Raw genomic sequence first — 11,803 nt, 5'->3', positions numbered from 1 at the left:
AAAAGGCTAAAATTTTCTCATTCATTTTAATTTACAAAAAAAGAGCTGTAACGCTCTAAAATAGTTAAAAAACTACTTACTCGTTACAGCCTATTTTTTCTTTGTATGATTTAATTCTTTAATTCGACTTGTTCTTCCGTGTTTTAAAATACGACGATAATTTTCCGCAAGGGCTTTTTCATAATTGCTGGTCATCCAAGGAATATAGAATTGTTCGCTTTTTAACTGTTCGGGTAAGTATTGAATATATTCCCAAAGTTCAGGACGACTATAATCGTATTTTTCATCTTCTTCTAGCCCTACAGGCGTTAAACGAAGATAAGAGGGTGCTGGATAGGGGTGGGTTGCTAATGAGGCAAGAGCAGCGTCTATAGCGTTTTCAGAAGATTTTGATTTAGGTGATAGACATAAATCAATAATGGCTGAGGCAAGTGGAATACGAGCTTCAGGAAAACCAATGACTTTAGCTGCCTGAAAAGCCATTACTGTACGCATACAGGCATTAGGATTTGCTAATCCAATATCTTCATAAGCAGTTGTAATCACTCGACGTTCTAATGATTCTATATCTTTTGCTTCAATTAATTTAGCAAAGTAATACATGGCACCATTAGGATCACTACCACGAATAGATTTTTGTAAACCACTTAAAGTATCATAATATTGATCTTCATCTTTATCAAATTGTGCATTTGCTTTTTGAATAGAATTTTTAACCATTTCTAAAGTAATATTTGTATCATCACTTAAAACACTCGCTAATTCTAAACAGTTATAAGCATAACGAATATCTCCACTACTCAAATCAGCAATATATTTTAAAACATCATCTTCGACTTTAAATTCATTCTTTAATCCTTTATCACTTACAATGGCTTTTTTTAATCCATCAACAATATCATCTTTAGACAATGGTTTCACTTCAATAATTTGACAGCGTGAACGAATGGCAGGATTAATAGAATGATAAGGATTAGCAGTTGTACAACCAGCAATAACCAATAGTCCATTTTCAATATGAGGTAATAAATGATCCTGCTTATCTTTATTTAAACGATGAACTTCATCAATAATAACAAACAATTCACCACTTAATTTTGCTTCCTCAATAATCATATCCATTTCTTTTTTATTTCCTGTTGAAGCATTAAAAATACGATAAGGAATATCCAAATCATTTGCTAGTGCACTTGCTAATGTGGTTTTTCCACAACCTGGAGGCCCATATAAAATACAAGACATAGGATGCTTTTTTTTAACGAATTGGGAGAAAATTGCTTTTTCTCCAATAATATGTTTTTGTCCTAAAACATCTTTTAAAGATGTTGGACGCATACGGTATGCTAAAGTTGAAGCCATAATATCTTTCCTTTTCTTTTAAATTTGTTTATAATGATTATAGCATTTTTTATAAAAGAATGATAGGAGCGAGTTTATGAAATTAGTCGTACAAAGAGTTAAAGAAAGTTCAGTTACAATTGATGGAAAAATTCATGGTCAAATTGATAAAGGATTGATGGTTTTGGTTGGTTTTTGTGAAGGTGATAATGAAGTGATTGTTGATAAAATGGTTGAAAAAATGATTCATTTACGGATTTTTGAAGATGCCGCAGGGAAAATGAATTTATCTTTAAATGATGTTCATGGAGCTATTTTATCGATTTCACAATTTACCCTTTATGCAGATTGTCGAAAAGGGCGTAGACCAAGCTTTATTGATGCAGCAAAACCCGAAGTAGCGATTCCTTTATATAACTATTTTAATCAGAAAATAGCTGATAGTGGAATTCATGTTGAAACAGGAATATTTGGTGCAGATATGAAAGTTTCTCTTTTAAATGATGGACCAGTAACAATTATCTTAGATAGTCAAGATATTTGTAAATAAAGAAAAGACGCCTTTGTGGCGTCTTTTAAGGTAGGAGTTTTTATATATTATACTTTGATACAATTTCATTCATTGTATCCCATTTCTTTTCCATGTCACTGACAAGTTTGAATTGTGTACGACAACGATCTAAATTATGAGTAGGATATTTTGTTTTAAAATAAGTATCACCTTGAAGGTAATCAGTTAAAAAACGCATTCCACATTCAAGCGTCATGACCTTTGCCCCTAGTGGCAAAGCTTTAATTTCTTCATCAGTTAAACGTCCATCACAACCTTTAATGAACCCTTTTGTATAGACTTCAAAAAGATGCATGTCACATTCAATCTTTGATAAATCTTTTTCATCTTCTGCCCCAGTACTTGCTCCAAAACGAATCGAATCCCCAAAATCGTTAATTGCCAGACCAGGCATAACAGTATCTAAATCAATGACACAAATTCCTTGATGAGTTTTATCATCAATTAAAACATTATTTAATTTTGTATCATTATGTGTAACACGAAGTGGTAACTCACCAGAAGCTTGCATATCACCTAAAACATGAGCTAAATCAACATGTTCTAAAACAAATTGAATTTCTGCTTGAACATCTTTTGCACGATGACAGACATCTTTTTCAACAGCATCTTTAAAAACAGCAAATCGTGCTTTGGTATTATGAAAGTCTGGAATTGTTTCATGTAGTTTTTCAGCAGGATAATCGGCTAATAAGCTTTGGAACTTCCCAAAGGCAAGGGCACTTTGATAAAAATCTTCATCACATTTCACTTCATCATAGCCAGTTGCGCAAGTAATGAAATGATAAGCACGCCAATAGTTACCTTCACTGTCCTTATAATAAGGTTTTCCTGCTTTATTTAAGATAACAGTTAATGTTTCTCTTTCAGGATCACCACCATTTTCAGTAATTTTTTCTCTTAGAAAAGAAGTCACATTCATGATGTTTTCCATTAATTCAACAGGTTTTTTAAAGACATTGGTATTCATTCTTTGTAAGATAATAGGAACAACTCCCATATGAGGAATCTTATATTCTAATAAATACGTATCATTAATATGTCCGCTTCCATAAGGTTCGCATTTTAATAAACTACCAACAAAATCAAAATGTGAAATAACTTCTTTTAATAAATATTGGTTAATCATGATGATCACCCCAAAGCTTTTGAGGATAGATACCTTGATCTTTCATATCTTGAATAGCTTTCATAATCACTGGTTTATCTTCACGATAAGTAACACCATACCATTGATCAGCTGTAGTTAAAACTTCAACAGTTGCTTTTTCTTCATGAAGTAAGCGACTAACAACACTAGGAATGAAATATTCACATTTCAATGGATTTTCTTTTAATCCTACATCTAAGAAAGCTTGAAAACCATTACCAATTTCATCCATAATACTTTGACTAAATCCCCATAAATTCATTGAAACAGTTGCCTTTGCTGGTAAATCAATCCATTCATCATGATCTTCATAAGCTGCTCCAGTTTCAGTTTTCTTAATTTTTGTACGTTCTGTAATGTTCACAAGATAATGATTTTCATTCACTTCACAGACACCTCTAGCAACAGTTCCGTTTTCTGTTAATGTCTTTTCAATTTGATAACCAACCATTGCGTAACGATATTTTTCATCATCTTGATGAGTAGAAAGATAATCATAAATAATCTTAAACGCATCAACACCATAATAATCATCAGCGTTAATAACAGCAAATGGTCCATTAATGAATTCACGACAACAATAAATCGCATGAGCAGTTCCCCAAGGTTTCACACGATCACTTGGAACATTGTTACCTGCAGGTAAATCATTAAGCTCTTGATAAGCATAATGAATTTTCATTGTTTTTTCAATACGATTGCCAATAGCTTCTTTGAAATCTTCTTCATTTTCCTTTTTGATAATGAAAATCACTTCATCGAATCCGGCACGTGCAGCATCATAGAGGGAAAAGTCTATGATGATATGACCATCTTGATCAATTGGATCAATTTGTTTTAAACCACCATAACGACTTCCCATACCAGCTGCCATAATTACTAATACTGGCTTTTTCATAACGAGCCTCCTTTAAATGCTAACCCAACGGAGTTCCATTGGTTCTAAATTCAATGTTTCAACCTTTTGACCTTTGATATAAAGATCTGTAGAAAGTGCTTCAGTTGTATTGTTAATAACAGCAATTTGTCCAACACTTTCAAAGGCTGCAACTTCGGTATTGACATTACTTACATAATACTTCTTCATTTCATCTTCACAACCAGCTGCCCAGTAAATTGCTCTTAAAAGAAGGCGACAGTTTTGTGGAGAATATGGTAAACCGGCAAAGTAAATGCTTCGACCTTGACCAAAAGTATTTGTGACTAATCTTGCATAACCATGATATTGATTTAAGATTTGATAATTTTCACCATGCGCATAGATACCATTCATACCTTCACCAAAATCAATTTCACCATCAATATCTTCTAATAAGAAATGATGAGGATCAACTTCATTGTATTTATCATGACTTAAAGTAAAGCCAACTTCTTTATCAACTCCCAAAACATCACTTAATTGGAAGAATTGACCTTGATGCTGATAAGCTGTTGGTTCACCAACACCAATAAATCCACCACCATTATCAACCCATGCACGAATACGTGTCACAACATCTTCATCAATCCAATTTTCAGCACCAGACCAAGATGTATAAGCACTTCCTGCATTAATAACAACTTTAAATTGATCTAAAGCACCGTTTTTAACATCATCAAAGTTAATAAACTCTAAATCAATAGGCATACCACTTAAGCATTCAATAATACCCACATAAGAGTAGATTTCACGATACCAAATCGCATGGTGAACTTGGTTGTTCATCCAACGACGACATCCTCCCCAACAGTTTAAAATAGCAACTTTAAATGGAGAAACATAAGCACTTGTTCCTTTGATTGTTTCATGAATATTTCTGAATTCATCAACAACATGTGTAATTGTATCAATAAATCCAGGCCACTCTAATGCAAGTTTTAAATATCCACCATAACCAATACGATCTAAAGGACTTCTTAAAATAGCACGTCTGGCTTTTAACCAGTTGGTATGTGCTTCCCCAATTGGATCGCCACCTTCACAAAAAACATCAGGGAAGAAGTAAGGTAATAATCTTCCTTCAGTGTATTTCACACCTTTGATGTCAGAAATCATACGCATTGTCACACCATCACCAACAGAACCAACAACTGCATCTAATCCAATCGATTCAAAATATGGTCCATAAGGTTCAGTACCAATCCAGTGATCTCCTAAGAACATCATAGCTTCTTTACCATAGCTATGCACAATATCAACTAATTCTTTAGCAAGTTTACAAACTTCTTGTTGTTGGAAGTTAATAAAATCTTTAAATTCTTTAGAAGGAACTCTAAATAAAGAATTATGATAACCTTGATCTACAATGAATTCAGGACGGAATTTATAACCTGCCCATTCTTCAAATTTTCTTAGGATATATGGAGAAACGCTAGCACTATAACCAAACCATTCAACATATTTTTCACGTTTTTGATCATCAAATGTTAAAGTAAATTGATGGAAGAAAGTGGTAAAACGAATGACATCTACATGAGGATTATCTTCACAGAATTTCTTTAATTTTTCTTTAACAAAAACTTGAGTTTTTGGTTGGCGTACATCAAATGTTAATTGATGAGGCGCATCTTTCCAATCATTTGTAATAAAGTTATACATGTGAACAGGATCCCAAATTAAGAAAGCTAAGAAACTAACAGTATAAACATGATAAGGAATTGTTTCAATTGTAACAGTTCCATTTTCTTCACTGTAAGTCCATTTATCAGTAGGAACAACTTCACCAGTTGTACGATCAATGACTTCCCACCATTCATGAGGGTTATCAATAAAGTTTGGTTTTAATTGTTCAGTATGGAATCCTTTCATTAATGTAATTGTTAATGATGATTCTCTTGCTGTATAACGATTAGTAATTAAATATTCTTGTTGAATTTCTTCAGGATTAGCTAAAGCCCAATCATTATCTTTTCTAGTTGTATAATATGTTGCATAAATTTTTGCATCTAAATCCAAGATTTCTTTAGGCATTTCAGTTCCATCACAGTCACGAATTGCATCAGCACCTAATTTTTCTTTTAATGCAATTGTTTGATCAATAACATCTAAATCAGTAGGAATTGTTAAACGACCATAATTTTTCATTGTTAGTCCCCCAAATCCTCTAAAATATTAATTTCAGTATCTTTATCAAAATAGTGTGTTTTGTTCATTAAATAAGTAAATGAACCTTCATCATGTGCTCTTAAAGGTGTACTTCCAGGAACTTTAACAACGAATGGTGAACCATCTTTTGTCATATGAATAAAGCTTTCAGAACCCATTAATTCTACAACATCAACTTGACTTTGGAAAGAAGCTTCAGGATGATGCATGATGTATTGAGGATGAGTTGAAATATCTTCAGGACGGATACCCATTGTTACAGTTTTTCCAACATATCCTTTTTCTTTTAAGATTTTTGCTTTATCTTCAGGGATCTCTAATGCAATATCAGTTAATTCAATGAATAATTTTCCATCTTTTTCACTAATCATTCCATCTCTAAAGTTCATTTGTGGACTACCAATAAATCCAGCTACGAATTTATTAATTGGATGTTCATAAAGGAAAGTAGGGGCAGCGACTTGTTGAACCCGACCATCTTTCATAACGACAATTCTTGTTCCCATTGTCATTGCTTCAGTTTGGTCATGAGTTACATAAATAAATGTTGTACCTAATTGTTGATAGATCTTTAAGATTTCAACACGCATTTGAACTCTTAATTTAGCATCCAAGTTACTTAAAGGTTCATCCATTAAGAAAACCTTTGGTTCACGTACAATTGCACGTCCTAAAGCCACACGTTGACGTTGACCACCAGATAAAGCCTTTGGTTTACGTTCTAAGTATTGTTCAATATCAATTGCTTTTGCAACAGAACGAACACGACGGTCAATTTCTTCTTTTGGTACTTTTGCAATTTTTAATCCAAATGCCATATTTTCATATACAGTCATATGTGGGTAGAGGGCATAAGATTGGAAAACCATTGCAATATCTCTATCTTTAGGAGAAATATCATTCATTAATTTGTCATCAATGTATAATTCTCCACTTGATATATCTTCTAGTCCAGCAATCATTCTAAGGGTTGTTGATTTCCCACAGCCTGATGGACCTACAAAGACAATAAATTCTTTATCAGCAATATCTAAGTTAAAATCAAAGACAGCCTGAACATTATTGTCATAAATTTTATCTATATGTTTTAATGATAATGTTGCCATAATATCCTCCTATTTGTATCTCTTATTATAAATATAAAGTATTAAAACTAAACCAGCTAAGCCGATAAGTTCAAGTGTTAATCCCATGTAACCAACATTTTTTTGCCCATAGAATAAAAGGGCAAAAGAGATAATGAATATCGCTAGTAAAATAATATTTTGAGTTTTTGTATTCATAATCATCACCTAATCCTTTAATCCACCAAGGGTCATACCTTGAGTTAATTTCTTTTGAACCATAATGTATAAAATTAATGTTGGTAACATAACAATGACAAGACCGGCATACATCATACCATATTCTGCTTTACCACGTGATGCTTGCATTAAAGCAAGTAACCCGACTGGTAATGTTCGATTAGAACCGCTCATTAACGTTAAAGCGATAATGTATTCATTCCAGAATGCTAAGAAGTTAAACAGAATAACTGTTACAATACTAGGTTTAGCCATTGGAATCATGACTTTAATCATTGTTTTAAAATAACCACAACCATCAATCAAAGCAGCTTCTTCATAAGCCTTTGGCAGTGTTTGGAAATAACTACTTAATAAATAAACAGTAAATGGAATGGCAGTAGATGCATAGACAACCGCTAAGACAACAATGTTATCTAAGAAGAAACTTATATTTAAAGTATCATCCCAGCCCATCAACATTAAGAATATTGGCACAACAATGTAGTTAACATTGATAAACAAACCAGCCATAAAAAGTGTATTTAAGATTCTTTTACCTTTAAACTTATAACGTGCTAACACATAAGAAGCTGGTAAAGAAACAACTAATAAAATAATTAACGCAAGAGCAGTTGAAATAACAGAGTTAAAGAAATAACTTCCCATACTTGCTTTTTCAAAAGCGTTAATAAAGTTTTGGAAATAGAATCCTGCAGGTAATGCCCAAGGATTACTATAGAATTCTTTATTTTCTTTAATAGAAGCCATAAAGACCCAAGCTACAGGAACGATAATTGAAATAGCTAAAGTAATTAAAGCAACATAAATAAAAACCTTGTATAAACGATCTACATTATCAAATTTCTTTTTCATTTATGCCACCTCCTATAATTCAATTGGATCTCTTTCTGTAGATTTATTCAAAATAAAGCTTAATACAAATGAGAAAATAAAGACAATTGCTGCAATCGCCATCCCATAACCATAACTTGCATTATTATAAGCTTGTTTATAGATATAACCTAAAACAGTCTGACTAGCACCATCAGGTCCACCAGAAGTTAAAGCATTAACCAACAAGAAGCTAATATTGATTGTACTAATAACGAAGAATGTTAAAGTTGTACGAATATTATCCCAAATCATTGGAAGGGTAATAGAGAAGAATTGTCTAAATTTACCAGCACCATCCAATGAAGCAGATTCATAAAGATGTTCAGGGATAGATGACATACTGGCCATATACATAACCATATAATAACCAATAGCTTGCCAAACAAGTGCCCCAATGACAGCATATAAAACGATGTCTTGATTTCCTAAGAATTGGATTGTTTCCCAAGTTTCAGGTTTAAATAAAGAAATCATACTGTTTAATAAACCATTATTAGATGAATCATAGATTGCTCCAAAAATAGAAGAAATAACAACAACAGATAAAATATTTGGAATATAGAAAATGATTCTAAAGAAATTTTGTCCTTTGATTTTTTCTCTTACTAAAATAGAAGCAAAGATAATGGCTAAAGCCATTGTAATAACAGTAACAACAGCAATAATTAAAATTGTGTTTTGTAAGGCATGAATGAAGTTCATGTCTTGAAAGGCAGTGATAAAGTTATTGAATCCAACAAAAGTTTTGTTGGCAGAAAGTCCGCCCCATTTTAAAGTAGACATCCAAAAAACATTAATTGTTGGAATAATCATGAACACTGTAAATAAGATTGTCGCTGGAGCGAGACAAATCCATATAAAACGTCTTTTTTCTTTTGTCTTGTTCATATTTTTCCTTTCTAAAATAGCGGTGTTTTTACCCACCGCTATTTATTTCATATTTAATTTTAAGATAGATTATTTATCGTATTTTTGAACAGCTTTGATAACTGCATCATACCATTGATCAACAGTTTTCTTACCAGTCATAACAGAGTTTACAGTACCATATAAGATACCATCAGCACTTGTTAAGTCAACACCTTCAATTGCATCAGCAGCAGCAAATCCAACAGGATTTGTTTTAGCACCTTTTTCTACTACAGAATAGAATAATTTGTTAGCGTCATCATCTTTAATTAATGCTGTAGCATTAGCAGTAGGCATAACAGCTCCACCATTTTCGTAGAATAATTTAGCAGCTTCATCACTATAGCAATAAGCGATAAATTCTTTAGCTAATTCCTTGTTATCTTTATTAGATTTAGTAGGAATATATAATTGTTCAGAGAATGTTGTAGAATAAGCATCACCATCAGCAGTTAATTTTGGTAAAGCAGTGAATCCCCATTCAAATCCTTTAGCTCTAGGAGCATCTTTCATTTCACCTGGTAACCAAGTTCCATTTGGACAGAATAAAGCTTTGTTGTCTAAGATTAATTGTTGATTCTTAGTGAATCCTTCTTTGTTAGCATTAGATACAGTGTTCTTTTCAATGTATTTAGCTAATTTTCCAACAGTGTCAAATGCTTTTTTAACACCAGCATCTTTCCAAGTTGCAGTATCATAATTCATTAATTTGTTATATTTTTCAGGTCCAACAGCTTCATTTAATAATGCGCTGAAGAATGCATCGAAATATCCAGTAGTTGGATAAGTGAATAAAGCAATACCTTCTTTTTTAGCTTTTTCACCTAATTCAAACATTTCATCCCAAGTTTTTGGAACTTCCCATCCTTTTGATTTAAATAATCCAGCATTGTAGAATAAACCACATGGACTATAATTAATAGGGGCTAAGTATAATTTTCCATCACTATAAGGGCTACTAGTGAATGAATCAGTAAATCCTGGAAGAATTTTTTCTTTGACTGTTCCTTTTTCTCCTGGAATTGTCATATCTAATAATGATGAGATGTCAGTGATAGCTTTTTCTTTCACTAATGTGTCAGTTAAACCACCTTCAGCACCAATTGATAGATAAATAACATCAGGTACATCTTTACCAGAAGTGATAACTGGTCTTAAAGTATCAGCAATGTTCTTTTCGAATTGTAATTCAACTTTACAACCCTTTAATTCTTCAAATTTCTTTGCAACAGCTTCCCATCCTTTAGTACCATAACCACCATCTAGTCCAGCAATTTTCAAAGTTTTTCCAGATGCATCAGCACCTTTTTCTTCTTTGTTACCGCCACAACCAGCTAGGAGTGTACCGCACATAAGAACAGAAAGTCCTAAAGATAACACTTTTTTAGTATTCATTGTTTTTTTCCTCCTTCATGATATCTTCTAATAACAATATACCTAAATGTAAACGCTTTATCTACGCTAAAATTGTTATAAATTTTATATATATTGCTTTTGAATGGTAAAAATAGTAAAATATTTATAGAAAGAAAGGATGAAGAAGTGATATGAGTAATAATAGGATAGATATTTCTAAAAAGAGTGACTTGGATTTTCCCATGAATTTGTTATATATTACATATTCGAAATATGAAGGGGATTGGAATTCTTTGATGCATTTTCATCCTTTTACTGAAATTTTTTATGTTATTGGGGGAAAAGGAAAGTTTGCTGTGGAAAATGAATCTTTTAATGTAAAGAAGGATGATATGATTATAGTGAATCCTAATATATATCATCATGAAGATTCAAGTGGAGATGATCCATTGGAGTATGTTGTTTTAGGGGTTGATGAATTAACCTTTGATTTAAATGGAGAAGATCATTTGTTTTTATATCAAAGTTTTGATAAGAATAATGATGATATGGAATATTATATTAGTCGCTTATTAATGGAAAGTGAAAGAAAAGAATTTGGTTATGAAACAGTTTGCCAAAAATTATTTGAACTATTTATGTTGAAAATTATTCGTCAGATGAAAGTGAATTTAAGCAAGGATAATACACAATTACCAGCTAAAAGAGAAATAAGGATGATTTGTCATTATATTGATCTTAATTATTCAGAGGATATTACATTAGAATCTTTAGCGGATTATATGAAAATGAATAAATATTATATGGCTCATGAATTTAAGAAATACATGGGGATATCACCTATCAATTATTTAATAGAAAGGCGTATTAAAGAATGTAAATCCTTATTAAGGACAACAAGTCTATCAATTGCTGAGATTTCTGAAACTGTAGGTTTTTCTTCACAATCATATTTTTCGCAGATGTTTAAGAAAAACACCAATATGACACCTAAGCAATTTCGAGATGCACAAGCAGTAAAAAGTCCTCAAGATGACTTACCGGTCTATCAAAAAAAATATATTTTTCAATCAGATATCTAAAAATATCCCCATGTGCAGGGATTTTTTTAATAAAAAAATAAAAAAGTGCAAAAAAAGTAAAAAAAAGACTTGCAAAGGGAGGGATGAGATGGTATTATAGATGAGCACTCGGCAAGAGGGCAGCAAACGGAC

General features: G+C 32.1%; 11 protein-coding genes. 2 read left to right on the top strand and 9 right to left on the bottom strand.

Annotation, left to right across the window (positions count from 1 at the left end):
* Positions 1-90: 90 nt before the first annotated feature.
* A complete protein-coding gene (locus EDD60_RS15725; protein ID WP_132226546.1) occupies positions 91-1,359 on the bottom strand; it encodes a replication-associated recombination protein A in 1,269 nt (422 codons plus the stop codon).
* A 76-nt stretch (positions 1,360-1,435) separates the two neighbouring features.
* Between EDD60_RS15725 and dtd the strand changes: the two genes are divergently transcribed.
* Positions 1,436-1,888, top strand: a complete 453-nt coding sequence (gene dtd / locus EDD60_RS15720) for a D-aminoacyl-tRNA deacylase (RefSeq protein ID WP_066445479.1) — start codon at positions 1,436-1,438, stop codon at positions 1,886-1,888.
* Positions 1,889-1,928: 40 nt separating this feature from the next.
* Here dtd and EDD60_RS15715 read toward each other — a convergent pair whose 3' ends face one another.
* From EDD60_RS15715 to EDD60_RS15685, 8 genes are all read right to left on the bottom strand, one after another.
* A complete protein-coding gene (locus tag EDD60_RS15715) occupies positions 1,929-3,035 on the bottom strand; it encodes a phosphotransferase enzyme family protein (RefSeq protein WP_207905393.1) in 1,107 nt (368 codons plus the stop codon).
* The gene (locus tag EDD60_RS15710) at positions 3,031-3,957 is read right to left on the bottom strand and encodes a nucleotidyltransferase family protein (protein ID WP_066445485.1); all 927 of its coding nucleotides are present in this window, start codon (positions 3,955-3,957) and stop codon (positions 3,031-3,033) included. The genes EDD60_RS15715 and EDD60_RS15710 overlap by 5 nt, the downstream gene beginning before the upstream one ends.
* A gap of 12 nt (positions 3,958-3,969) precedes the next feature.
* The gene (gene gnpA, locus EDD60_RS15705) at positions 3,970-6,123 is read right to left on the bottom strand and encodes a 1,3-beta-galactosyl-N-acetylhexosamine phosphorylase (protein ID WP_066445488.1); all 2,154 of its coding nucleotides are present in this window, start codon (positions 6,121-6,123) and stop codon (positions 3,970-3,972) included.
* A gap of 2 nt (positions 6,124-6,125) precedes the next feature.
* The gene (locus EDD60_RS15700; RefSeq protein ID WP_066445489.1) at positions 6,126-7,250 is read right to left on the bottom strand and encodes an ABC transporter ATP-binding protein; all 1,125 of its coding nucleotides are present in this window, start codon (positions 7,248-7,250) and stop codon (positions 6,126-6,128) included.
* Between the two features lie 9 nt (positions 7,251-7,259).
* Positions 7,260-7,427: a DUF6903 family protein gene (locus tag EDD60_RS16150; RefSeq protein WP_165973163.1), complete on the bottom strand. Its 168-nt coding sequence runs from the start codon at positions 7,425-7,427 to the stop codon at positions 7,260-7,262.
* A 9-nt stretch (positions 7,428-7,436) separates the two neighbouring features.
* Positions 7,437-8,303, bottom strand: a complete 867-nt coding sequence (locus EDD60_RS15695) for a carbohydrate ABC transporter permease (RefSeq protein WP_066445491.1) — start codon at positions 8,301-8,303, stop codon at positions 7,437-7,439.
* Positions 8,304-8,315: 12 nt separating this feature from the next.
* Entirely contained in the window at positions 8,316-9,212 is an 897-nt protein-coding gene (locus tag EDD60_RS15690; protein WP_066445492.1) for a carbohydrate ABC transporter permease, read from the bottom strand.
* Positions 9,213-9,281: 69 nt separating this feature from the next.
* Positions 9,282-10,628: a carbohydrate ABC transporter substrate-binding protein gene (locus tag EDD60_RS15685; protein ID WP_066445495.1), complete on the bottom strand. Its 1,347-nt coding sequence runs from the start codon at positions 10,626-10,628 to the stop codon at positions 9,282-9,284.
* Between the two features lie 152 nt (positions 10,629-10,780).
* On the opposite strand from EDD60_RS15685, the gene EDD60_RS15680 reads away from it, so the two are divergent.
* Positions 10,781-11,671 carry a helix-turn-helix transcriptional regulator gene (locus EDD60_RS15680; protein ID WP_066445497.1) on the top strand — a complete coding sequence of 297 codons (891 nt, stop codon included), beginning with the start codon at positions 10,781-10,783 and terminating at the stop codon, positions 11,669-11,671.
* Positions 11,672-11,803: the final 132 nt, after the last annotated feature.

It is taken from the genome of Longibaculum muris, from assembly GCF_004343035.1.
Lineage (GTDB): Bacteria > Bacillota_I > Bacilli_A > Erysipelotrichales > Coprobacillaceae > Longibaculum > Longibaculum muris.
This window is presented reverse-complemented; position numbering and strand designations above follow the sequence as displayed.